The organism is Arthrobacter sp. Y3224198 (genome assembly GCF_059090025.1).
The window spans coordinates 34,283-56,918 of the sequence record NZ_JBNHFG010000015.1; the positions used below are offsets into that span (position 1 = coordinate 34,283).

Sequence of the window (22,636 nt, forward strand, 5' to 3'; positions counted from 1 at the left end):
AGGCGCTTAGATGTTGAAGCCGAGGGCCCGCATCTGGTCGCGGCCGTCGTCGGTGATCTTTTCAGGTCCCCACGGCGGCATCCATACCCAGTTCAGGCGCCACTCGTCCACGACGCCGTCCAGTGCCTGGGCGGTCTGCTCCTCGATGACGTCGGTCAGCGGGCAGGCCGCCGTCGTGAGCGTCATGTCGATCAGCAGCGCGCCGTCCTCGGCGTACTTCAGGCCGTACAGCAGGCCCAGGTCAACGACATTCACCCCCAGTTCGGGGTCAATGACGTCCTTGAGGGCCTCTTCGACGTCCTCCAGGGACGTAGAGGCCAGATCGGACTCGCTCATTATTGCTCCTTCAGCTGTTCCGGTTACGCGCCGGCCGCGGCGTTGGCGCCGGTGAAGCGGTCGTAACCCTCTTCTTCGAGGCGGTCGGCCAGTTCGGGGCCGCCCTGCTCGGCGATGTGTCCGTCAACGAAAACGTGGACGAAATCGGGCTTGATGTAACGAAGGATACGCGTGTAGTGCGTGATCAGCAGCGTGCCCATGCCGCCCTTGGAGTGCTCGCGGTTTACGCCTTCGGAAACGATCTTCAGGGCGTCGACGTCGAGGCCGGAGTCGGTCTCGTCGAGGATGGCGAACTTCGGGTGGAAGAGTTCCAGCTGCAGGATCTCCACGCGCTTCTTCTCGCCGCCGGAGAAGCCTTCGTTGACGTTGCGCTGGGCGAAGTCGGCGTCGATGCGCAGGTCACCCATGGCGGCCTTGACGTCCTTGGTCCAGTGGCGCAGCGAGGGGGCTTCGCCGTCGAGCGCGGTCTTGGCGGTGCGCAGGAAGTTGGTCATGGTGACGCCGGGAACCTCAACCGGGTACTGCATGGCCAGGAAGAGGCCGGCGCGGGCCCGCTCGTCCACGCTCATGGCCAGGACGTCTTCACCGTCGAGGGTGATGGAGCCGCTGTCCACGGTGTAGCGCGGGTGGCCGGCAATGGTGGAGGCCAGAGTGGACTTGCCGGAGCCGTTGGGGCCCATGATGGCGTGCGTCTCACCGGTGTTGATGGTCAGGCTGACACCCTTCAGGATCGGCTTGCGGCCCTGTTCGGTCTCAATGCTGACGTGAAGATCCTTGATCTCAAGAGTAGACATGCGAGTTGGCTTTCTCCTTTGCACCCTGTGGTGCGTAACTAAAGCGTTGGGATGGAAGGCGGCACAAACCGCGGGCGCCGCAACCGGCCGGCACCCGCGGAAGGTCCTAGTAGGCTCCGGAGGCTTCGAGCTCGCGCTCGACGGCGTCGGTCAGACGCTCTTCCAGGGCAGGCACCTTGATCTGCTGGATGATCTCGGTGAGGAAGCCCCGGACCACCAGGCGGCGGGCGGTGTCCTCGGGGATGCCGCGTGCCATCAGGTAGAACAGGTGTTCGTCATCGAACCGGCCGGTGGCGCTGGCGTGGCCGGCACCCTCGATGAGGCCGGTTTCGATTTCCAGGTTCGGAACGGAATCGGCACGGCCGCCGTCGGTCAGCAGCAGGTTGCGGTTGACCTCGTAGGTGTCAGTGCCTTCGGCTTCCTTGCGGATCAGGACGTCGCCAACCCACACGGTGTGCGCGTCGCGGCCCTGCAGGGCACCCTTGTACATCACGCGGGACTTGCAGTTGGCTACCGCGTGGTCCACGAACAGGCGCTGTTCCAGGTGCTGGCCGGCGTCTGCGTAGTACAGGCCGAACATTTCCACGTCGCCGCCGGTGGCGGTGAACTTGGACGACGGCGTGATGCGCACCAGGTCGCCGCCGAGGCTGACCACAACGTGCTTGAACTTGGCGTCCCGGCCGATCTTCGCGTACTGCGCGGAGGCGTGCACGGCGTCGTCGTCCCAGTCCTGGACGGAAACGACGGTCAGTTCGGCGCCGTCCTCAACCACGATTTCGACGTTCTGGGACAATACGGCGGAGCCCTTGTGGTCCAGGACCACAACACCCTTGGAGAACTTCTCGGCGGTGATGACGATGTGCTGGGCGGCCGGGTCCTTGCCGACGCCGTTGATGGTCAGCGTGACGCTGCCTTCAATGACGGTCTCGGCGGGGATGGTCACGGACGTGGCCTCGCGGAAGTCCTCCCACGCGGCAGCGGCAACCCGGTCTTCGGGGATGCCGGCCGAGCCGATGCGTGCATCGGTGCGGGCAATGCTTTCCACGCGTACGCCGTCCGGGGCGACGACGGCAAGCTCGGGAGCCGTGCCGGTCAGTTCCTCGGTGTGCAGCCCGCGCAGGCGCTTCAGCGGGGTGAACCGCCAGTCCTCTTCACGGCCGTTCAGTTTGCCGAAGTCGCTGCGGTGGTAGGAAGTCATCCGGCCGGCGCGTGAGCTGTCCGGAATGCCCTCCCCGCCGCCGTGGCTGTGGGATTTGCTGCTGTCGCCGCCGAGGGGCGAGGAATCGTCATTCAGCGGGGAAAGGTTTTCGCCTTCCTCCGTGAAGCCGTCAATGCGGATGCGGCTGGACGCGGAGGAGCCAACCTTCGCCTTGACCTCCTCCACTACGTTGCTGACCTTTTCGGTCACGGTTTCGACGACGTCGTTAAGCTTCGACATTAACCGACGGCTCCTTCCATCTGGAGTTCGATGAGGCGGTTGAGTTCAAGGGCGTATTCCATCGGCAGTTCGCGGGCGATCGGCTCGATGAAGCCGCGCACGATCATTGCCATTGCCTCGTCCTCGGGAAGGCCGCGGGACATGAGGTAGAACAGCTGCTCCTCGCTGACGCGGGAAACAGTGGCTTCGTGGCCCATGGTGACGTCGTCTTCGCGGATGTCCACGTACGGGTACGTGTCCGAGCGGGAGATGGTGTCCACCAGCAGGGCGTCGCAGCGCACGGTGTTGGCCGAGTGCTTGGCGCCTTCGCGGACCTGGACCAGGCCGCGGTAGGCGGCACGGCCGCCGCCGCGGGCCACGGACTTGGAGATGATGGAGCTCTTGGTGTTGGGGGCAATGTGGACCATCTTGGATCCGGTGTCCTGGTGCTGGCCCTCGCCGGCAAAGGCGATGGACAGGGTCTCACCCTTGGCGTGCTCGCCAACCAGGTAGACAGCCGGGTACTTCATGGTGACCTTGGAACCGATGTTGCCGTCGATCCACTCCATGGTGGCGCCCTCGTGCGCAATGGCACGCTTGGTGACCAGGTTGTACACGTTGTTGGACCAGTTCTGGATGGTCGTGTAACGGACGCGGGCGCCCTTCTTCACGATGATCTCCACAACGGCGGAGTGCAGCGAGTCCGAGGTGTAGATGGGCGCGGTGCAGCCTTCGATGTAGTGGACGTAGGAATCCTCGTCCGCAATGATCAGCGTGCGCTCGAACTGGCCCATGTTTTCCGTGTTGATGCGGAAGTAGGCCTGCAGCGGGATTTCGACGTGGACGCCCTTGGGGACGTAGACGAAGGATCCGCCGGACCACACGGCGGTGTTCAGTGAACCGAACTTGTTGTCACCGACGGGGATGACCGTGCCGAAGTACTCCTGGAACAGTTCCGGGTGTTCCTTCAGGGCCGTGTCGGTGTCCAGGAAGATAACGCCCTGGGCTTCGAGATCCTCGCGGATCTGGTGGTAGACCACCTCGGATTCGTACTGAGCGGCCACGCCGGAGACCAGGCGGTTGCGCTCGGCCTCGGGGATGCCGAGCTTCTCGTACGTGTTGCGGATGTCGTCCGGGAGTTCCTCCCAGGACGCCGCCTGCTTCTCCGTGGAACGCACGAAGTACTTGATGTTGTCGAAGTCGATACCGGAGAGGTCTGCACCCCAGGTCGGCATGGGCTTGCGGTCGAAGTACTTCAGGCCCTTCAGGCGCAGGTCCAGCATCCACTGCGGCTCGTTCTTCTTCGCGGAGATGTCGCGGACGACTTCCTCGCTCAGGCCGCGGCGGGCCGTGGAGCCGGCGACGTCGGAGTCGGCCCAGCCGTACTCATATGTACCGATGCCCTCAAGCTCGGGGTTCTTTTCCAGGATGTCTGAAATCACAGACTCCGGCACCATGGAAGGTGCCGTTGGCTTCTGGGTTACTTGATCCGTCATCACGGCCTTTCTTGCTGATGAATGGATGTGGACTGGGTGGTCTCAGCGTGCAGGGGAACCTGCGGCGCGGATCGGTTCCGCCCCACGGGGATGTGGGTCGTACAAACGTGGCCGCCCCGGGAGAGCGTGGACAGTCGGCGGACGTCCACGTCCAAAAGGCGGGCAAAAACTTCGGTCTCCTTGTCACAGAAGACCGGGTAGGCCGTGGCGAGCCCCTGGATGGGACAGTGCGCCTGGCACAGCTGGACGCTCAGGAGCGTGCTCTTTTCCGCGCCGGCGCCGATCATGGTGGTCGACCCGACAAAGCCGTCCTTGGTCAGTTCCGCGGCGAGGGCCTCGGCGCGGTCGGCGACGTCGGGGCCGGCGGCCTCGACGACGGGACGGTACCGTTCCTCCATCCGGCCGAAGCGCTCGGCGGCGAAGGCCTCGATGGCCTGCGGGCCCAGGGCTGCACCGAGTTGGCGCAGGGCCTCGGTGGCGATGTCCAGGTAGTCGTTGCCCAGATACGCCTGGCCCTGCGGGCTCAGCACGTACCGCCTGGCCGGCCGTCCGGCCCCCGAGGAGGAGTTGCGGACGAGTTTGACCTGGATCAGGCCCTTAGTGGACAGTGCGTCAAGGTGCCTGCGGACGGCGGCGGGCGTGAACCCCAGCCGTTCCCCAAGCTCGGCCGCACTGACGGGGCCGTGCTCCAGAACCGCACCCAGCACTTTGTCCCGGGTGCGCTCCTCCGCTTCGCGGGCAGCGCTCGGCCGGGCCGCCGCCTTCGTCTCAGAGTTGCTCACAGAATACACAACACAAGCATGACCTAATCTGTTCCCCGATTCCACTAAGGCAGGCCTTGCCACGGCCGTGCCGGACCCTGTAGCGACCGTGCCGCACGGAGTACTACCTAACGTAGAATATGCAGGTGCCTAACGATGAACCCTGCCTGACCATTAAAGGTCTGATCAAGGACTGTGGCCCGGTTGCTGGTTTGGACGGCAAGATGATCCGCGTGCTCGCCGGCGTTGACTTCGCTGCCCGCCGGGGACAGGTCACCGCCCTGCTTGGCGCCAACGGCGCCGGCAAGACCACCACCCTCGAGTGCGCCCAGGGCCTGCAGTCCATTGACGGCGGAGAAATCCGCCTGCTCGGACAGGACCCGTACCGCGCCGACGCCCGGCTCCGCAGCCGGGTAGGCGTGATGCTGCAGGACGGCGGGCTGCCGCCGTCGGCCCGTCCCGTTGCCCTGCTCGAGCATGTGGCGCGGATGTACGAGTCGCCCCGCCCGGTGGCCGAGCTGGTGGACCGGCTGGGTATCCGCAGTTTCGCCAACACCGGCATCCGCCGTCTCTCCGGCGGACAGAAGCAGCGCCTGGCCATGGCCGCGGCCCTGATCGGACGGCCCGAAGTGCTGTTCCTCGATGAGCCGAGCGCGGGACTGGACCCGCAGTCGCGGCAAATTGTTTTCGACCTCATTGCCGAACTGCGTGCCGAAGGCCTGGGCATTATCCTCACCACGCACCTGATGGATGACGCGCAGAAGCTTGCCGACTACGTCTACATCATCGACGCCGGCAAGACGGTGGCTTCCGGCACCGTGGCGGAGCTGACCTCCGCCACCGGGCACCAGGCCGAACAGCGCCTCCTGACGTTCGACGCCGAACCCGGCCTGGACATCGCGGCCCTCGCCTCCGGTGCGCTGCAGCACCTGGAAGCCGTCGAAGCCGCGCCCGGCCACTACACCCTCCGCGGTGCGCTGACCCCGGACGACCTTGCCGCCGTCGCTGCCTGGTGGGCCGGGCGGCAGATCCTGCCGTCCTCGGTGCACATGGCCTCCCGCACTTTGGAGGACGTTTTCCTCGACCTTTCCGGAAGGACCATCCGTTGAGCGCTCCCGCTTCGCTTCCGGCACGCATCCTTAACCAGGGCCGCTATGAAGCCGTGATGATGCTGCGCAACGGTGAACAGCTGATCCTGGCCGTGGTGCTGCCGCTGCTGGCCATGGTGGCCCTGGTGGTCACTCCCCTGCTGGACGGTTACGGCACCAGCCGGATCAACATGGCCACTCCGGGCATTTTCGCCCTCTGTGCCATGTCCACCGCATTCACCGGGCAGGGCATTGCCACCGGGTTCGACCGCCGGTACGGCGTGCTGCGCTACCTCTCCACGACCCCTCTGGGCCGCGCCGGACTCATCGCCGGGAAAGTGATCGCCGTACTGGCCGTGCTGGTGATCCAGGTGGTGCTGGTCTCCGCGGTCGCCCTGCTGATCGGCTGGCGGCCGGAACCGTCGGGGCTGCTGCCGGCGGCACTGCTGCTGGTCCTCGGCGCGATCGCCTTCACCGCGCTGGGGCTGCTGGTGGCCGGCACAGTGCGGCCTGAGGCCACCCTGGCCATCACCAACCTGCTCTGGATCCTGCTCGCAGCCGCCGGCGGTATCATCATCCCGACAGGCCATCTTCCCGGCATCGTGCAGCCGTTCATCGAAGTCCTCCCCTCAGCCGCCCTCGGCGACGCCCTGCGGTCCGCGCTGATTGACTCGCAGTTCAATATTTCCGCCGCGCTGATCCTTCTGGCGTGGACAATACTGGGCGGCCTGGGTGCCGTCCGCTGGTTCAAATGGAGTTAGCTACCGTGTCATCAACCTCGGCCGGTGTTCCCGCCCGGCAGTCCGTCAGCCGTCCTCCTGCGACCGGCCGGCTTATCCGCTCCCTCGCCGTGGCCTCACTGGTGGCCAACATCGTCATTGTGGTGACCGGCGGCGCGGTGCGGCTCACCGCATCCGGTCTCGGCTGCCCGGAATGGCCGCTGTGCACCGCGGACTCGCTGGTGACGACGCCGGAAATGGGCGTCCACGGCATCATCGAGTTCGGCAACCGCCTGCTCACCTTCGTGCTGACCGCCATTGCCTTCGCCACCCTCTTCTCGGTCTGGCGGGTACGGGCCGAACGCCGCGACCTGTGGTGGCTTTCCATCGGCCTGCTGGCCGGGATTCCGGCGCAGGCCGTGGTAGGCGGCATCACCGTCCTGACCGGGCTGAACCCCTGGATAGTGGGACTGCACTTCATCATCTCCATGGTGCTGATCGTGGCAGCCGTGGTCATGGTGAACCGCGCCTGGCTCTCCGCCGGTGACCTGGCAGTCCGGCATGAACCCCTGGCCGGGCGGACGCTGCGTCCGCTGCTGGGCGCCATGGGCGTGCTGTCCGCCATCACCGTGGTGCTGGGCGTGATGGTGACCGGTTCGGGTCCGCACGCGGGCGACCACGGCGCGGCCCGCAACGGCCTGAATGCCGACCTGATTACCCGCATCCACGTGGTGCCCGTCTACCTATTGGTCTTCTCCCTGGCCGTGGCCCTCTACCTGGTCTACCGCCGGGGTGCGGATCCACGCGTGCGCAACGCTGTGGTGCTGCTGGCCGTGGTTGTCGTCGCGCAGGCCGTGATCGGCTACGTCCAGCACTTCCTGCACCTTCCCATCGCGCTGGTGGCCCTGCACATGCTCGGTGCCTGCCTGCTCACCGCGGCTGCGGCGCAGACGGTGTTCACCGGATTCGCCAAGCAGGTTCCCGGCAGCGGTGCTGATGCCGAGGCCGGCTTCCCCGCAGCCCGGTAGTTACATCGCGCACAAAGGCCGGATCCCGTGTGGGGTCCGGCCTTTCTGCTGTCCGCGGCATTGATGCCGGTGTGGCTATTTGGGGAGCAGATCACGGGGCTTTCCGGGGCGGCCCTGCATCGGGTGAGCAGATCACGGGGCTTTCCGGGGCGGCCCTGCATCGGGTGAGCAGATCACGGGGCTTTCCGGGGCGGGCCTGCATCGGGTGAGCAGATCACGGGGGTAAACCCCGGCCAAAAGCCCGATACCTGCTCAGTCGTCTCCCCCTCACGGACGCGCGCCGGTACAAAACCCACAGCGGGGTCAGGTTTGCCCGGATGAGGAAATCGTTCAGCTGACGGGGATACCTGGCGGCGGCTTCATCCGCATCGGGTGAGCAGATCACGGGGATTTCCGGGGCTGGCCTGCATCGGGTGAGCGGATCACGGGGGTAAACCCCGGCCAAAAGCCCGATACCTGCTCAGTCGTCTCCCCCGGGCACGGCCCGCCGTACGCAGTCGTCTCCCCTGTGGGCCGCCCGCCGTACGCAGTCGTCTCCCCTGTGGGCCGCCCGCCGTACGCAGTCGTCTCCCCCGGGCACGGCCCGCCGTACGCCGTCGTCTCCCCTGTGGGCCGCCCGCCGTACGCAGCCGTCTCCCCCGGCCACCGCCCGCCGTACGCCGTCGCCGACCCCACTGGGGAACTGCCGGCCCCCTCAACCCGCCCTTAAAACAACAGTGGCCGGAACCCCGCAGGGTTCCGGCCACCAAAGCAGCAAACTAGACCAGCGCGCTGCCCACAAAGGGGTCCACGGCCAGGGCCAGGAACAGGATGGTGAGGTAGCTGATGGACAGGTGGAAGACCTTCATGGCCGACTTGTCGTTGAGCTCTTCACGCTGGGCCCGGGAATGCAGCTTGTGCGACTCGGCGATGAACCAGACACCCGAGAGCACGGCGGCAATGGTGTAGACCCAGCCGGCGCCGCCCACGGGAACCAGCAGCAGCGAGCAGGCCACCGTGGCATAGGCGTAGAGGACAACCTGTACGGACACCAGCTTGGCACCGGCCACGGCGCCCAGCATGGGAACGCTGGCGTTGCGGTAGTCCTCGCCGTACTTCATGGACAGCGGCCAGTAGTGCGGCGGCGTCCACAGGAAGATGATCATAAAGAGGATGATCGCCGGCCATTCCACCTTGTTGGTGACGGCGGCCCAGGCGATGAGCACGGGCATGCAGCCGGCGGCCCCGCCCCAGACAATGTTCTGGGTGGTGCGGCGCTTGAGGATCAGCGTGTAGAAGACCACGTACAGCAGGATGGCTCCCACACCCAGCAGGCCCGTGAGCGGGTTTGCACCGAACCACAGCAGGGCAATCGCGACCAGGCCCAGGACCCAGGCGAAGACCATGGCCTCCCGCGGGGACACTTCGCCGGTGACCAGCGGACGGTTCTTCGTCCGCTTCATCAACTTGTCCATGTCGCGGTCGATATAGCAGTTAAAGGCACCGGCACTGCCGGCCGCCAGGGCGCCGCCCACCATCGTGGCCAGGATAAGGCCCAGCGAGGGCAGGCCCTGCTGCGCAAAAATCATGGTGGGCAGGGTGGTTACGAGCAGGAGCTCGATGACGCGCGGTTTGGTGAGCGCCACGTAAGCCCGGACCTTGCGGCCCGCCGTCATCTTCCCCGTGTAGGTAGGGGATTCGGCATGCTGGGTAGTCACGAAGCGATCACTTTATCCAATCTGGAACGAAAAATCCGTCCCCATCATAACCTCTATCGGCTGTAGAAATCGAAGTATCGGACGCGCATGCGGGCGCGCAGGCACAAGCCATCGAAACTATCCGGCGCGGGATCCCCGGGCTCTCCCCTGCCGAAGGGCTGCAGCTGTGACGCAGGGCAGGCACGAAGGAGCCGCAGAGGATAAGGTTGGAACGGATCTTTCCGCCGAAAACACAGCGGCGGGAGGATAAAGAGGCAAGACAAAGAAACCCGAAGTATTTTTCAGTCTCCGCAACGCACGTTGCGAAAGGCGGAAGCAAAAGAGCCGTGAGATGCGGTATCGATTTCCGCCTGCAGTTGGTTGTAGTGGTAAAGGCATCGGAGGCGTCCTGTTGCGACGGGGCTTCCGGGCATGTCCGGCGCTGTGCGGCGCCGGTTATCTGCACAGAGAGGGGCCCGGTAAACGTGCCACATATGGAAGAGCAAGAACTGACCTGGACCGAAACGGACCGCAAGGCAGTGGACACCGTCCGCGTCCTGGCGGCCGACGCCGTGGAAAAGGTCGGCAACGGCCACCCGGGCACGGCCATGAGCCTCGCCCCCGCCGCCTACCTTCTGTTCCAGAAGGTGATGCGGCACGATCCCTCCGATCCGCACTGGATCGGCCGCGACCGGTTTATCCTCTCCCCCGGGCACACTTCCCTGACCCTTTACATTGAGCTGTTCCTTTCCGGCTACGGCCTGGAACTCGAGGACCTGCAGTCGCTGCGCACGTGGGGCTCCAAGACCCCGGGCCACCCCGAGTACCGGCACACCGACGGCGTCGAGATCACCACCGGCCCGCTGGGCCAGGGCCTGGCGTCCTCCGTTGGCTTCGCCTTCGCCCAGCGCCGCCTGCGCGGCCTGCTGGACGCCGATGCCCCCGAGGGCACCAGCCCGTTCGACCACACAGTGTTCGTCATCGCCTCCGACGGCGACCTGCAGGAAGGCGTCACGGCCGAGGCCTCCTCGCTGGCCGGGCACCAGGAACTGGGCAACCTCGTGGTGATCTACGACGAGAACCACATCTCCATCGAAGACGACACCGATATCGCCTTCACCGAAGACGTGCTCAAGCGCTACGAAGCCTACGGCTGGCACACGCAGCGGGTGGACTGGACCAAGACCGGCGAATACGTCGAAGACGTCAATGAGCTGTACGCCGCGCTGATGGCCGCCAAGGCCGAAACCGGCCGGCCGTCCATCATCTCGCTGCGCACCATCATCGGCTGGCCCGCACCGAACAAGCAGAACACCGGCAAGATCCACGGCTCCGCCCTGGGCGCCGACGAAGTTGCCGCACTGAAGGAAACGCTGGGCTTTGACCCGGCCAAGAGCTTCGACGTCGACCCGGAGGTCCTGGACCACGCACGCCAGGCGGTGGCGCGCGGCGCCGAGGAACACCGGCAGTGGAATGTTGGCTTCAAGGCCTGGCAGGAAGCCAACGCCGAGGGCTCCGCCCTGCTGGCCCGCCTCGAAAAGGGTGAACTGCCCGAAGGCTGGGAAGCTTCCCTGCCCGTCTTCGAAGCCGGCAAGGACATGTCCACCCGTGCCGCTTCCGGCAAGGTCCTCTCCGCCATCGGCCCGGCCCTGCCCGAGCTCTGGGGCGGCTCCGCGGACCTCGCCGAATCCAACAACACCACCATCGAAGGCTCACCCTCCTTCATTCCCGCCGGAAAGCAGACCAACGCCTGGGCCGGAAACCCGTACGGACGGGTGCTGCACTTCGGTATCCGTGAGCACGCCGCAGCCGCGATCGTCAACGGCATCACGATGGACAGCAACACGCGTGCCTTCTCCGGCACCTTCCTGATCTTCAGCGACTATCAGCGCCCGGCCATCCGCCTCGGCGCACTGATGGGCGTCCCGGCCATCTACGTCTGGACACACGACTCCATCGGTCTCGGCGAAGACGGACCGACCCACCAGCCGGTGGAGCAGCTCGCCTCCCTGCGCGCCATTCCCGGCCTCGACGTCGTCCGCCCGGGCGATGCCAACGAAGTGGCCGTGGCCTGGCGGACCATCCTGGAGAACACCGAGAACCCGGCCGGCATTGTGCTGACCCGGCAGAACATCCCCACCTACGCACGCGGCGAAGGTGCGGCCACGGCCGACAAGTTCGCCTCCGCCCAGGGCGCGGCCCGCGGCGGCTACGTGCTTGCCGAGGCTGTGCGCGACGGCAGCGTGGTGACCCCCGACGTCATCCTCGTAGCCACCGGCTCCGAGGTCCAGCTGGCCGTTGAGGCCCGCGAAACGCTGGCCGCCGAAGGCGTCGCCGCACGCGTGGTGTCCATGCCGAGCATTGAGTGGTTCAACAAGCAGGACCAGGCCTACCGCGAATCCGTGCTGCCGAAGGATATCCGCGCCCGGGTATCCGTGGAAGCCGGCATTGCCATGGGCTGGCGCGAGATCATCGGCGACGCCGGCCGCAGCGTATCGCTGGAGCACTTCGGCGCCTCCGCCGACTACAAGACGCTGTACCGCGAGTTCGGCATCACCGCCGACGCCGTGGCACAGGCTGCGCGTGACTCCCTCACCGCCGTTTCCGGCACCGGATCGGCACCCGCCGGCACCACCGGAGCGGCCTCCGGAGCACAGTCCACCGAAACCGGCGACCAGCAGTAAACCCCACAAAGGAGCATCATCATGACTTCAACTCCCACCGCCGCGCTTTCCGACGCCGGCGTCTCCATCTGGCTGGACGATCTTTCCCGGGAACGCATCGTTTCCGGTTCGCTCAAGAAGCTGATCGATGAGCGCAACGTGGTTGGCGTCACCACCAACCCGAGCATCTTCGCAGCGGCACTCGCCAACGGCGAATCCTACGCCGCCCAGGTGCAGCAGCTGTCCCGCTCCGGCGCCGACGTCGACAAGGCCGTCTTCGAGATCACCACCGACGATGTCATCCAGGCGTGCGACGTGTTCGCGCCCGTTTACGAGGCCACGCACGGTGTGGACGGCCGGGTGTCCATCGAGGTGGACCCCCGCCTCTCCCGCGACACCCAGGGCACCATCAATGAAGCGAAGGAACTCTTCGACAAGGTCGGCCGGGCCAACGTGCTGATCAAGATCCCCGCCACCAAGGAGGGCCTGCCGGCCATCTCCGCCACACTGGCTGCCGGGATCAGCGTCAACGTCACCCTGATCTTCTCGCTGGAGCGGTACCGCGAGGTTATCAATGCCTTTATGGTCGGCATTGAGCAGGCCAAGGAAAACGGCCACGACCTCTCCACCATCCACTCGGTGGCGTCCTTCTTCGTCTCCCGTGTGGATGCCGAAATCGATAAGCGCCTGGACGGCATCGGCTCGGAGGAAGCCGCCGCCCTGAAGGGCAAGGCCGGCCTGGCCAACGCCCGCCTGGCCTACCAGGTCTTCGAACAGCAGTTCGCCTCCGAACGCTGGCAGGTGCTGGCCGCTGCCGGAGCCAACGCGCAGCGTCCGCTCTGGGCGTCCACGGGCGTCAAGGATCCGGCCCTGCCGGACACCCTGTACGTCACCGGCCTGGTGGCTCCGGACACGGTGAACACCATGCCGGAGAAGACCCTCGAAGCCACCGCCGACCACGGCGAGGTCACCGGCAACACCATCACCGGTACCTATGAGGAATCCAACGCGGTCCTGGATCAGCTGGACGGCCTGGGCGTCTCCTACAACCAGGTTGTGGAGCAGCTGGAAACCGAAGGCCTCGACAAGTTCGTGGTCAGCTGGGGCGAGCTGCTGCAGACCGTTCAGACCGCACTGGATACCGCGAAAGAGGCATAGAAGAAAATGACCACACTGTCCTTTGAAGCAGCCGGAGCGGCCCGCGAGGCCGTTGACGCCAAGGTGCCTTCGCTCGTCGCAGACGAAGTTGCCTCCCGCCTGGTGGCGCAGGACCCCACTCTTTGGGGTCCCGACGCCGAAGCGGAGGCGTCCATCCGCCTCGGCTGGCTGAACCCCGGCGAAAGTTCCCGGCCGCTCCTGGGACAGATTGCGGCGCTGCGGGAAGAGCTCGCCGCCGAGTCAGTGACCCGGGTGGTCCTGGCCGGCATGGGCGGCTCTTCCCTGGCGCCGGAGGTCATCACCCGTACGGCCGGCGTGGACCTGACCGTCCTGGACTCCACGGATCCCGATGCCGTGGCCGCAGCGCTGGCCGACCGGCTGGCGGAAACCGTCATTGTGGTCTCCTCCAAATCCGGGTCCACGGTGGAAACCGACTCCCAGCGCCGGGTCTTCGAGAAGGCCTTCACGGACGCCGGGATTGATGCCGCATCCCGCATCGTGGTGGTGACCGACCCGGGCTCGCCGCTGGACAGCGCGGCCCGCGAAGCCGGCTACCGCGCCGTCTTCAACGCCGACCCCAACGTGGGCGGCCGCTACTCCGCGCTGACCGCCTTCGGCCTGGTGCCCTCGGGCCTGGCCGGCGCGGACATCGAAACACTGCTCGATGATGCCGAAATGACCGCCGAGATCCTCCGGGACGACGCGCCGGACAACATTGGACTGGAGCTCGGTGCCGCCTTGGGCGGAACCGAACCGCTGCGCAACAAGATCGTCATCGTGGACGAAGGCTCCGGGCTGGCCGGCTTCCCGGACTGGGCCGAGCAGCTGATTGCCGAGTCCACGGGCAAGCTCGGCACGGGCGTGCTGCCCGTCGTCGTCGAGCCCGGCGCCCCGGAGACGACGTCCGGTGCCGCGGATGTGCTCACGGTCCGCATTGTCCCGGTCGATTCGGAGGAACTGCCCGAAGGCGACCAGGTGGTGGTCTCCGGCAGCCTCGGCGGCCAGATGATGCTCTGGGAGTTCGCCACCGCCGTGGCCGGACGCCTGCTGAACATCAATCCCTTCGACCAGCCGGATGTGGAGGCCGCCAAGAAGGCTGCCCGCGGCCTGCTGGATGCCACTCCCGAACCCACGGATCCGGCCTTCGTGGACGGCTCGGTGGAGGTCCGCGGACCATCGGAACTGCTGGGCACTGCCGGCACCCTGCGCGGTGCGCTGACGGCACTGCTCGGCCGGCTCGGCCCGGACGGCTACCTGAGCATCCAGGCCTACCTGGACCGGTTCACGCAGGCCGGGCTCGCGGACATCCGCGGCGAACTGGCGGCAGCAACGGGACGCCCGGTCACCTTCGGCTGGGGACCGCGGTTCCTGCACTCCACCGGACAGTTCCACAAGGGCGGCCCTGCACAGGGCGTCTACCTGCAGATCACCGGCCGTCCCGCCGGGGACGTCAGCATCCCCGATCGGCCTTTCAGCTTCGGTGAACTGATCAGCGCACAGGCCGCCGGCGACGCCTCCGTCCTCGCCGGGCAGGGCCGTCCGGTGCTGCGCCTGCACCTGCTCAACCAGGGCGAGGGCATCCGCGAAATCGAAAACGTTGTGCGGTCCCTGGCCGCAGAAAGTGGAAACAAGTAAATGTCCCCTGAGGAAAAATCCGGAACGGGCAACCCCCTCCGGGATCCGCGCGACCGGCGCCTGAGCCGGATCGCCGGGCCGTCCTCCCTGGTGATTTTCGGGGTAACCGGGGACCTCGCCCGGAAGAAGCTCATTCCGGCGGTTTACGACCTGGCGAACCGAGGGCTGCTGCCGCCAAGCTTCTCGCTGGTCGGTTTCGGCCGCCGGCCCTGGAGCAACGAGGAATTTGCCGCGCAGGTGAAGGAATCGGTGCAGGCCCACGCCCGCACCGACTTCAACGAAAACGTGTGGAAGCAGCTCGCCGAAGGCATCCGGTTTGTCGAGGGCGGCTTCGACAGCGACGAAGCCTTTGAACACCTCAAGGAAACCCTGGAGGACCTCGATGCACAGCGGGGTACCCGGGGCAACCACGCGTTCTACCTTTCGGTGCCGCCGAAGTCATTCGAGCAGGTGTGCCAGCAGCTTTCCAAGCACGGGCTGGCCAAGACCTCGCAGGGCAAGTGGCGCCGCGTGGTGATCGAGAAGCCGTTCGGCCACGACCTCGCCTCCGCGCGGGAACTGAACAACGTGGTGGAATCGGTCTTCCCGGCAGATTCGGTGTTCCGGATCGACCACTACCTGGGCAAGGAAACCGTGCAGAACATCCTGGCCCTGCGGTTCGCGAACCAGCTGTTTGAACCGATCTGGAACGCCAACCACGTGGACCACGTGCAGATCACCATGGCCGAGGACATCGGCATCGGCGGACGGGCAGGGTATTACGACGGCGTGGGCGCGGCCCGCGACGTCATCCAGAACCACCTGCTGCAGCTGCTGGCCCTGACCGCCATGGAAGAGCCCATCTCCTTCGACGCGGACCACCTGCGGGCCGAGAAGGAGAAGGTCCTGGCCGCCGTCCGGCTGCCGAAGGACCTCTCACGCAGTTCCGCCCGCGGACAGTACACCGGCGGCTGGCAGGGCGGGGAGAAGGTCACCGGCTTCCTGGAGGAGGAAGGGTTCAACCCGGAATCCACCACGGAAACCTTCGCCGCCATCCGGCTGGACATCAATACCCGCCGGTGGGCCGGGGTGCCGTTCTACCTGCGGGCCGGCAAACGGCTCGGCCGGCGCGTTACCGAGATTGCGGTGGTCTTCAAACGCTCCCCCAATCTGCTCTTCCGTGAACACAGCGGAGATGACTTCGGGCAGAACGCCGTGGTGATCCGCGTGCAGCCGGACGAGGGTGCCACCATCCGTTTCGGTTCCAAGGTGCCCGGCACCCAGATGGAGGTCCGGGACGTGTCCATGGACTTCGGCTACGGACACTCGTTTACCGAGTCGAGCCCCGAAGCCTACGAACGGCTGATCCTGGACGTGCTGCTGGGCGAGCCTCCGCTCTTCCCGCGGCACCAGGAAGTGGAGCTGTCCTGGAAGATCGTAGATCCGTTCGAGGAGTACTGGGCAACGCTCCCGGGCCAGCCGGAGCCGTACGCTCCGGGCAGCTGGGGTCCGGACTCCGCCGATGAACTGCTTGCCCGAGACGGAAGGACCTGGAGAAGGCCGTGATAGTAGACCTGCCGGACACCACCACTTCCAAGGTGTCCAAGGAAATTGTCGCCATGCGGGAGCGCGGCGGCGTCGTCACCCTCGGACGTGTCCTGACCCTGGTGGTCGACACCCAGCCGGACTTCGTGGAAGAGGCCATTGCGGCCGCCAACGAGGCCAGCCGCGAGCACCCGTGCCGGATCATTGTGCTGGCCGAGGGTTCCCCGGCGGACAAGACCCGCCTTGACGCCCAGATCCGGGTGGGCGGCGACGCCGGCGCGTCCGAGGTGATTGTGCTCTCCGGGCACGGGGAGCTGGCCGGGGAAAGCGAATCGCTGGTATCCGCGCTGCTGCTCCCCGACGCCCCGATTGTGGCCTGGTGGCCGCACGGCGTTCCCGAGGATCCCGCGCACACGCCGTTGGGCTGCATTGCACACCGCCGGATTACCGACGCCGCCACCGAGGACAACCCCAAGAAGGCCCTGTTGCGCCTGGCGGAGACCTATGCTGCAGGCGATACCGACCTCAGCTGGACCCGGCTGACCAACTGGCGCATCCAGTTGGCTGCCGTGCTGGACGGCGCCGGATCATCTCCTGTCCAAGGCGTGACCGTGGGCGGTGCGTCCGACTCGGCCAGCACCTTCCTGCTGGCGGCCTGGCTGAAGAAGGCCCTGGACGTGCCGGTGGAGATTGTGGAGGGCGAGCCCGGTACGGGCATCCACCGCGTGGTGTTCCGCCGTCCCGAGGGAGACGTGGAACTCGCCCGGCCGGACCAGGTCACTGCGCACCTGACCCAGCCGGGCCAGCCGGAACAGCAGATTTCCCTCCCCCGCCGGACCCTGCGCGACTGCCTCGCCGAGGAACTGCGGCGGCTGGACCCCGACGAAGTCTTCGGAGAAGTACTTACTGAGGGCCTCGCTGCGTGCCTGGCCCAGGAAGGGGCGACGGCATGAAGCACTCCCCCAACGGCGTCAGCATCCACCCCGATCCGCAGGCCCTCGTTTCCGCAACGGCCGCCCGCCTGATCACCAAGCTGGTGGATGTGCAGAGCCGCCGCGGGGAGGCCACCGTGGTCCTGACCGGGGGTACGGTGGGCATCGCCACCCTGGAGGCAGTCACGGCCAACCCGGCCCGGACCGCAGTGGACTGGACCAAGGTCAACTTCTGGTGGGGAGACGAACGGTTCCTGCCCGCAGGTGACCCGGACCTGAATTCCGGACAGGCCCGCCGGGCCATGCTGGATCCGCTGGGTGTCCCGGCCGGCCGGATCCACGCCGTGGCTACGGCCAATGAAGCGGCTACCGTGGAAGACGCCGCAGCGGACTACGCCCGCCGGCTGGCCGAGGCCGCGGCGGCCGAGGAACTGGCCGCGGGCTTCGAACCCGTTGATCCGCGGTTGCCCCGCTTCGACGTGCTGCTCCTTGGTGTGGGCCCCGACGCGCACATTGCCTCGCTGTTCCCCGAAGCCGCCGGGGTGCGGACCGTCGGTGAAACCACGGTGGCCGTCAGGGACGCGCCCAAGCCCCCGCCGCAACGGGTTTCCCTGACCCTCGAGGCCATCAATACGGCACAGGAAGTCTGGCTGGGGGTGGCGGGCGACGACAAGGCCGGGGCCGTGGGCCTGGCGCTGGCCGGCGCCGGCGAAATCCAGGTTCCGGCTGCCGGTGCCCGCGGACGCACCAAGACCCGCTGGCTGATCGACCAGGCGGCCGCCGCGCAATTGTCCCGCCGCCTGCTGGACTCCGACCAGGAACACGCCGGCGAGGACGACGACGACGAGTAGTCCCGCCGGACGGACGGGTGCGCAGTGTCAGCACGCGCTTAACGCAGCAGGCCCCCGGATTTCCATCCGGGGGCCTGCTGCTTTGTGTGGCGTGCTGCCGGGCTAGGATTCGCCGGCGAAACGCTGGATCAGTCCGAGGGCGACGATGACCAGGCCCCAGGAAAGCGCCAGTGCCACGGTGAAGCGGTTCAGGTTCTTTTCGGCAACACCCGAGGAGCCCAGGCTGCTGGTCATGCCACCGCCGAACATGTCGGACATGCCGCCGCCGCGTCCTTTGTGCAGCAGGATGAGCAGCGTCAGCAGCAGGCTCGTGATGGCAAGAAGCACCAGCAGGATGATCTTCAGAATTTCCACTTACGGCCTTTCGGGTGACTCATGGATCGGGGACGCCGCTGCGGCGTCCTTCGGCTGCAGGTCAGTCAGTCACCAGATGTTGTTCGAACCTGACAATATTAGCAAATTCGCCTACATCCAAACTGGCGCCGCCCACCAGCACGCCGTCCACGTCGCGTTCACCCAGGATGCTGGCCGCGTTGGCGGCCTTCACCGAGCCGCCGTAGAGCAGGCGGGTCTTGGCGGCGGTGGCGTCATCATACAGATCGGCGATTTCCGCGCGGATGGCGGCGCACATTTCCTGGGCATCCTCCGGTCCGGCCACCTCGCCGGTGCCGATGGCCCAGACGGGTTCATAGGCAATCACCAGGGAGGACACCTGCTCGGCATCCAAACCGACGAGGTCCCGGCGTACCTGCTCCAAGGTGTGCTCCACATGATTGCCCGCCTGCCGGACTTCCAGGCCTTCACCCACGCACAGGACGGGGACCAGGTTGTTGCGGTAAGCGGCCTTGAGCTTTTCGTTGAGCAGTTCGTCGGTTTCACCGTGGACGGAGCGGCGTTCGCTGTGGCCCACCAGGACGTAGCTGCAGCCAAGCTTGGAAAGGAACTGGCCGGAAATGTCGCCGGTGAAGGCACCGGAGTCCTTCGGGGAAAGATCCTGTGCGCCGTATTCCACCTTCAGCTTGTCACCGGCCACGAGGGTCTGCGTGCTGCGCAGGTCCGTGAACGGCGGGAAGACCACCACCTCCACGCGGCCGTAGTCGTGGCGGGCGTCGCTGAGGGTCCAGGCCAGCTTCTGCAGCAGGGTGATGCCCTGGACGTGGTCCATGTTCATCTTCCAGTTGCCGGCGATCAGGGGTGTGCGGTCGAACTTGCCGTTCGTGGAGGTTGTCATGGTTGCTCCGGTTTCTAACTCGCATTGCACCGGCCTCCGGGGCCGGGCGGGATGGGACATGCAGGTGCGGGCCCGCAGCCGGCGGCCGCGGACCCGCACCGAAAAACTACTGGTCCAGGACGGTAAGGCCCGGGAGGGCTTTACCTTCCAGGTATTCGAGGCTTGCGCCGCCGCCGGTGGAAATGTGCCCGAAGTCCGACTCGGAGAAGCCCAGCTTGCGGACGGCCGCAGCGGAATCGCCGCCGCCCACAACGCTGAAGCCGTCGGATTCCTTCAGGGCTTCCGCCACCGCACGGGTGCCGTTGGCGAAAGCCTCGAATTCGAACACGCCCATGGGGCCGTTCCAGAACACCGTCTTACCGTGGCGGATCCGCTCGGCAAACTTCGCCGCGGAGTCGGGCCCGATGTCCAGGCCGATGCCCGAGGCGCCGAAGCGGCTGCTTTCCATCGCCTCGGCCGGAACGGTTTCGACGTCGGCGTCGGCGGCAAAGCGGTCGGCCACCACAATGTCGGTGGGGAGCACGAACTCGCAGCCGACCTCCTTGGCCCGTTCGAGGTAGCCCTTCACGTTCTCGATCTGGTCCGCCTCCAGCAGGGACGCGCCCACCTTGTGGCCCTGTGCTGCCAGGAAGGTGAAGACCATGCCGCCGCCTACCAGGAGGTAGTCGGCCCGGTCCATCAGGTTCTCGATCACGGCCAGCTTGTCCGAGACCTTGGATCCGCCCAGGACCACCACGTAGGGCTTTTCCGGACTTTCGGTCAGGCGCTTGAGGACCTGGACTTCGGTGGAGACCAGATCGCCCTCGTAGGCCGGCAGGACCTGCGCGATGTCGTAGACGCTGGCGTGCTTGCGGTGGACGGCGCCGAAAGCGTCGTCCACGTACGCGCCGCCGTCGCCGGTCAGGGCCGCCAGGTCGCGTGCCAGGGCCTGGCGCTCGGCGTCGTCCTTGGACGTCTCGCGCGGATCGAACCGGATGTTCTGCAGTACCAGGACGGAACCGGCGGCCAGCGATCCGGCCAGCTCCCGTGCACTGTCCCCCACCACGTCTGCGGCGAACTCCACCGGGAAGGCGGAGAGCTCGTCGAGCCGGTCGACGGCGGGACGCAGCGAGTACTTCTCGTCCGGGGTGCCCTTCGGACGTCCAAGGTGCGCCATCACGATGACCTTCGCGCCGTGCTCCACCAGCTTCTGGAGCGTGGGAATGGAGGCGCGGATACGGCCGTCGTCGGTGACCCGTCCGTTGTCCAACGGCACGTTCAGGTCCGAACGGACCAGGACGTACCTGCCGTTGATGCCGTCGCTGATCAGGTCGGAGAGTGTTTTGACAGTCATGTCTACCTTTGCGTACTCGGTTGGATTAAAGCTTGGAGGCCACGAGCTTGGTGAGGTCCACCAAGCGGCAGGAGTAGCCCCACTCATTGTCGTACCAGCCCACTACCTTCACCTGGTTCCCCATCACGCGGGTCAGGCCCGAGTCGAAGATGCACGAGGCAGGGTCGGTGACAATGTCGGAGGAGACAATCGGCTCGTCCGTGTACCGCAGGATGCCCGCCAGCGGACCACTGCCCGCGGTCTGGTAGACATCGTTGATCTCTTCCACCGTGGCTTCCCGGGAGACCGTGACAGTCAGGTCGGTCACGGAGCCGGTGGGGACGGGGACGCGCAGGGCGAAGCCGTCAAGCTTCCCGTCGAGTTCGGGCAGGACCAGGCCGATGGCCTTGGCTGCTCCGGTGGTGGTGGGCACGATGTTCAGGGCCGCTGCGCGGGCGCGGCGCAGGTCACGGTGCGGGCCGTCCTGCAGGTTCTGGTCTGCGGTGTAGGCGTGGACCGTGGTCATCAGGCCGCGCTCGATGCCGAAGGCCTCGTGGAGGACCTTGGCCAGGGGGCCCAGGCAGTTGGTGGTGCAGGAGGCGTTGGAAATGATGTTGTGCGCGGCGGGGTCGTAGTCGCCATCATTCACGCCCATGACGATGGTGATGTCGGAACCCTTGCCCGGTGCGGAGATCAGGACCTTCTTTGCCCCGGCGTCGATGTGCTTCTTGGCGTCCTCTGCCTTGGTGAAGAAGCCGGTGGACTCGATCACGATGTCCACGCCCAGGTCCTTCCAGGGGAGGTTGGACGGATCGCGTTCCGCCAGTACCCGGATGGTTTTCCCGCCCACCACGATGTTGCCTTCGCTGACTTCGACGTCGGCTCCCAGGCGGCCGGTCACGGAGTCATACTTCAGGAGGTGGGCGAGGGTCTCGGGGTTGGTCAGGTCATTGACGGCGACAATGTCGAGGTCTGCGTTCTGCTCCAGGGCGGCGCGGAAGTAGTTGCGGCCGATACGCCCGAATCCGTTGATTCCAACACGAGTAGTCACTTTGCTGTCTCCTTGATAGGGGGTCAATTGAGAACTGTGTGACCTCGGGTATGAAGCCACCGGACTGACTGCGGCCTGGCACGTTCCGCTGGGAAACCCCTTGGGCCGCTGCTCGGTAGCCCCGTCCTGCCGCCCGGTTCGGGGCGTCCGGACCGTGGAAACGGAGGGACTCCCTGACGGGCGGCGGGACGGGGACCTACGGATTTATCTTACGCGTCACAGTCTCCGTAGGGACCGGGGCGCCGCACAAATGTGCGGTTATGCGCGGAAGACTAGGCCGGAAGGATCAGGCCCTGTGCGCCCTGGCGGGCGGCGTCGAAGCGGGTGGCGACGTCGGCCCAGTTGACGATGTTCCACCATGCCTTGACGTAGTCCGCCTTCACGTTGGCGTAGTCCAGGTAGTAGGAGTGCTCCCACATGTCCAGCATCAGCAGCGGGATGGTGCCGACGGGGACGTTGCCCTGCTGGTCGTAGAGCTGCTCGATGACCAGGTTCTTGCCCAGGGGTTCGTAGGCGAGGATGGACCAGCCGGAGCCCTGGATGGAGTTCGCCACGGCGGTGAACTGGCCGCGGAACTTGTCGAAGGATCCGAAGAACTCGTCGATGGCTGCGGCGAGTTCGCCTTCGGGCTTGTCACCGCCGTCCGGGGACATGTTGTTCCAGAAGATGCTGTGGTTGGTGTGGCCGCCCAGGTGGAAGGCCAGGTCCTTGGACAGCTTCGTCATGGTGCCGAACTCGCCCTTTTCGCGGGCTTCGGCCATCTGCGCCAGGGCGGTGTTGGCGCCCGCCACATACGTTGCGTGGTGCTTGTCGTGGTGCAGCTCCATGATGCGCGCGGAAATGTGCGGTTCCAGGGCTGCGTAGTCGTACGGGAGTTCCGGCAGTGTGTATTCGTTCACGAAAATCCTCCGTTGATGTGTCGGATCGATGATCCGGACGGATTTCCCGTCCGGAAACATTTCGT

General features: G+C 66.2%; 20 protein-coding genes. 9 read left to right on the forward strand and 11 right to left on the reverse strand.

All coding sequences use genetic code 11. The features are described from left to right. Positions 1-6 precede the first annotated feature (6 nt). The 5 genes from AC5RUF_RS10155 to AC5RUF_RS10175 all read right to left on the reverse strand — a co-directional run bounded on the left by AC5RUF_RS10155 (position 7) and on the right by AC5RUF_RS10175 (position 4,834). Positions 7-336, reverse strand: a complete 330-nt coding sequence (locus tag AC5RUF_RS10155) for a metal-sulfur cluster assembly factor (protein WP_493997303.1) — start codon at positions 334-336, stop codon at positions 7-9. Positions 337-359: 23 nt separating this feature from the next. Next, entirely contained in the window at positions 360-1,130 is a 771-nt protein-coding gene (gene sufC, locus AC5RUF_RS10160; RefSeq protein ID WP_493997302.1) for a Fe-S cluster assembly ATPase SufC, read from the reverse strand. Between the two features lie 106 nt (positions 1,131-1,236). Beyond that, a complete protein-coding gene (gene sufD / locus AC5RUF_RS10165; protein WP_494130490.1) occupies positions 1,237-2,568 on the reverse strand; it encodes a Fe-S cluster assembly protein SufD in 1,332 nt (443 codons plus the stop codon). Then, positions 2,568-4,043: a Fe-S cluster assembly protein SufB gene (gene sufB, locus AC5RUF_RS10170; protein WP_493997300.1), complete on the reverse strand. Its 1,476-nt coding sequence runs from the start codon at positions 4,041-4,043 to the stop codon at positions 2,568-2,570. Before sufB ends, sufD begins: the two co-directional genes overlap by 1 nt. Further along, positions 4,043-4,834: a helix-turn-helix transcriptional regulator gene (locus AC5RUF_RS10175; RefSeq protein ID WP_494130491.1), complete on the reverse strand. Its 792-nt coding sequence runs from the start codon at positions 4,832-4,834 to the stop codon at positions 4,043-4,045. Before AC5RUF_RS10175 ends, sufB begins: the two co-directional genes overlap by 1 nt. A gap of 110 nt (positions 4,835-4,944) precedes the next feature. On the opposite strand from AC5RUF_RS10175, the gene AC5RUF_RS10180 reads away from it, so the two are divergent. Genes AC5RUF_RS10180 through AC5RUF_RS10190 form a run of 3 tightly spaced genes read left to right on the forward strand, consistent with a single transcriptional unit; the run spans position 4,945 to position 7,639 of the window. Then, positions 4,945-5,913 (forward strand): ABC transporter ATP-binding protein, encoded by a 969-nt coding sequence (locus tag AC5RUF_RS10180; RefSeq protein ID WP_494130492.1) that lies wholly within the window; start codon positions 4,945-4,947, stop codon positions 5,911-5,913. Next, entirely contained in the window at positions 5,910-6,653 is a 744-nt protein-coding gene (locus AC5RUF_RS10185) for an ABC transporter permease (RefSeq protein ID WP_494130493.1), read from the forward strand. Before AC5RUF_RS10180 ends, AC5RUF_RS10185 begins: the two co-directional genes overlap by 4 nt. Further along, positions 6,644-7,639: a COX15/CtaA family protein gene (locus tag AC5RUF_RS10190; protein WP_494130494.1), complete on the forward strand. Its 996-nt coding sequence runs from the start codon at positions 6,644-6,646 to the stop codon at positions 7,637-7,639. Before AC5RUF_RS10185 ends, AC5RUF_RS10190 begins: the two co-directional genes overlap by 10 nt. A gap of 758 nt (positions 7,640-8,397) precedes the next feature. On the opposite strand, the gene AC5RUF_RS10195 is transcribed toward AC5RUF_RS10190, so the two are convergent. After that, positions 8,398-9,336, reverse strand: coding sequence for a heme o synthase (locus AC5RUF_RS10195; RefSeq protein ID WP_493997344.1), 939 nt, complete (start codon positions 9,334-9,336; stop codon positions 8,398-8,400). A 473-nt stretch (positions 9,337-9,809) separates the two neighbouring features. On the opposite strand from AC5RUF_RS10195, the gene tkt reads away from it, so the two are divergent. The 6 genes from tkt to pgl are packed head-to-tail and all read left to right on the forward strand — an operon-like array spanning position 9,810 to position 18,078. Further along, positions 9,810-11,999, forward strand: coding sequence for a transketolase (gene tkt, locus AC5RUF_RS10200; protein ID WP_494130495.1), 2,190 nt, complete (start codon positions 9,810-9,812; stop codon positions 11,997-11,999). A gap of 21 nt (positions 12,000-12,020) precedes the next feature. Beyond that, positions 12,021-13,136: a transaldolase gene (gene tal, locus AC5RUF_RS10205; RefSeq protein WP_493997473.1), complete on the forward strand. Its 1,116-nt coding sequence runs from the start codon at positions 12,021-12,023 to the stop codon at positions 13,134-13,136. Positions 13,137-13,142: 6 nt separating this feature from the next. Then, the gene (locus tag AC5RUF_RS10210) at positions 13,143-14,771 is read left to right on the forward strand and encodes a phosphoglucose isomerase-related protein (protein WP_493997474.1); all 1,629 of its coding nucleotides are present in this window, start codon (positions 13,143-13,145) and stop codon (positions 14,769-14,771) included. Further along, on the forward strand, positions 14,772-16,316 hold the full coding sequence (gene zwf, locus AC5RUF_RS10215; protein ID WP_493997475.1) for a glucose-6-phosphate dehydrogenase: 1,545 nt from the start codon (positions 14,772-14,774) through the stop codon (positions 16,314-16,316). Next, positions 16,313-17,248 (forward strand): glucose-6-phosphate dehydrogenase assembly protein OpcA, encoded by a 936-nt coding sequence (locus AC5RUF_RS10220; protein WP_494130496.1) that lies wholly within the window; start codon positions 16,313-16,315, stop codon positions 17,246-17,248. Before zwf ends, AC5RUF_RS10220 begins: the two co-directional genes overlap by 4 nt. Beyond that, a complete protein-coding gene (pgl, locus tag AC5RUF_RS10225) occupies positions 17,245-18,078 on the forward strand; it encodes a 6-phosphogluconolactonase (protein ID WP_494130497.1) in 834 nt (277 codons plus the stop codon). Before AC5RUF_RS10220 ends, pgl begins: the two co-directional genes overlap by 4 nt. 102 nt (positions 18,079-18,180) lie before the next feature. Here the strand turns inward: pgl and secG are convergent, their stop codons facing one another. From secG to AC5RUF_RS10250, 5 genes are all read right to left on the reverse strand, one after another. After that, the gene (gene secG, locus AC5RUF_RS10230) at positions 18,181-18,432 is read right to left on the reverse strand and encodes a preprotein translocase subunit SecG (protein ID WP_493997423.1); all 252 of its coding nucleotides are present in this window, start codon (positions 18,430-18,432) and stop codon (positions 18,181-18,183) included. Between the two features lie 61 nt (positions 18,433-18,493). Further along, on the reverse strand, positions 18,494-19,309 hold the full coding sequence (tpiA, locus tag AC5RUF_RS10235; protein WP_493997422.1) for a triose-phosphate isomerase: 816 nt from the start codon (positions 19,307-19,309) through the stop codon (positions 18,494-18,496). Positions 19,310-19,415: 106 nt separating this feature from the next. Beyond that, positions 19,416-20,642, reverse strand: a complete 1,227-nt coding sequence (locus AC5RUF_RS10240) for a phosphoglycerate kinase (RefSeq protein WP_494130498.1) — start codon at positions 20,640-20,642, stop codon at positions 19,416-19,418. Between the two features lie 25 nt (positions 20,643-20,667). Further along, positions 20,668-21,672: a type I glyceraldehyde-3-phosphate dehydrogenase gene (gene gap / locus AC5RUF_RS10245; RefSeq protein WP_493997420.1), complete on the reverse strand. Its 1,005-nt coding sequence runs from the start codon at positions 21,670-21,672 to the stop codon at positions 20,668-20,670. Positions 21,673-21,944: 272 nt separating this feature from the next. After that, positions 21,945-22,571 (reverse strand): superoxide dismutase, encoded by a 627-nt coding sequence (locus tag AC5RUF_RS10250; RefSeq protein ID WP_493997419.1) that lies wholly within the window; start codon positions 22,569-22,571, stop codon positions 21,945-21,947. Between the last annotated feature and the right edge of the window lie 65 nt (positions 22,572-22,636).

What these genes read in the sequence shown, in the direction of transcription:
- AC5RUF_RS10155 (WP_493997303.1), bottom strand. Translation starts at nt 336, where the DNA reads ATGAGCGAGTCCGATCTGGCCTCTACGTCCCTGGAGGACGTCGAAGAG.
- sufC (WP_493997302.1), bottom strand. Translation starts at nt 1,130, where the DNA reads ATGTCTACTCTTGAGATCAAGGATCTTCACGTCAGCATTGAGACCGAA.
- sufD (WP_494130490.1), bottom strand. Translation starts at nt 2,568, where the DNA reads ATGTCGAAGCTTAACGACGTCGTCGAAACCGTGACCGAAAAGGTCAGC.
- sufB (WP_493997300.1), bottom strand. Translation starts at nt 4,043, where the DNA reads ATGACGGATCAAGTAACCCAGAAGCCAACGGCACCTTCCATGGTGCCG.
- AC5RUF_RS10180 (WP_494130492.1), top strand. Translation starts at nt 4,945, where the DNA reads ATGCAGGTGCCTAACGATGAACCCTGCCTGACCATTAAAGGTCTGATC.
- AC5RUF_RS10190 (WP_494130494.1), top strand. Translation starts at nt 6,644, where the DNA reads ATGGAGTTAGCTACCGTGTCATCAACCTCGGCCGGTGTTCCCGCCCGG.
- tkt (WP_494130495.1), top strand. Translation starts at nt 9,810, where the DNA reads ATGGAAGAGCAAGAACTGACCTGGACCGAAACGGACCGCAAGGCAGTG.
- tal (WP_493997473.1), top strand. Translation starts at nt 12,021, where the DNA reads ATGACTTCAACTCCCACCGCCGCGCTTTCCGACGCCGGCGTCTCCATC.
- AC5RUF_RS10210 (WP_493997474.1), top strand. Translation starts at nt 13,143, where the DNA reads ATGACCACACTGTCCTTTGAAGCAGCCGGAGCGGCCCGCGAGGCCGTT.
- zwf (WP_493997475.1), top strand. Translation starts at nt 14,772, where the DNA reads ATGTCCCCTGAGGAAAAATCCGGAACGGGCAACCCCCTCCGGGATCCG.
- pgl (WP_494130497.1), top strand. Translation starts at nt 17,245, where the DNA reads ATGAAGCACTCCCCCAACGGCGTCAGCATCCACCCCGATCCGCAGGCC.
- tpiA (WP_493997422.1), bottom strand. Translation starts at nt 19,309, where the DNA reads ATGACAACCTCCACGAACGGCAAGTTCGACCGCACACCCCTGATCGCC.
- AC5RUF_RS10240 (WP_494130498.1), bottom strand. Translation starts at nt 20,642, where the DNA reads ATGACTGTCAAAACACTCTCCGACCTGATCAGCGACGGCATCAACGGC.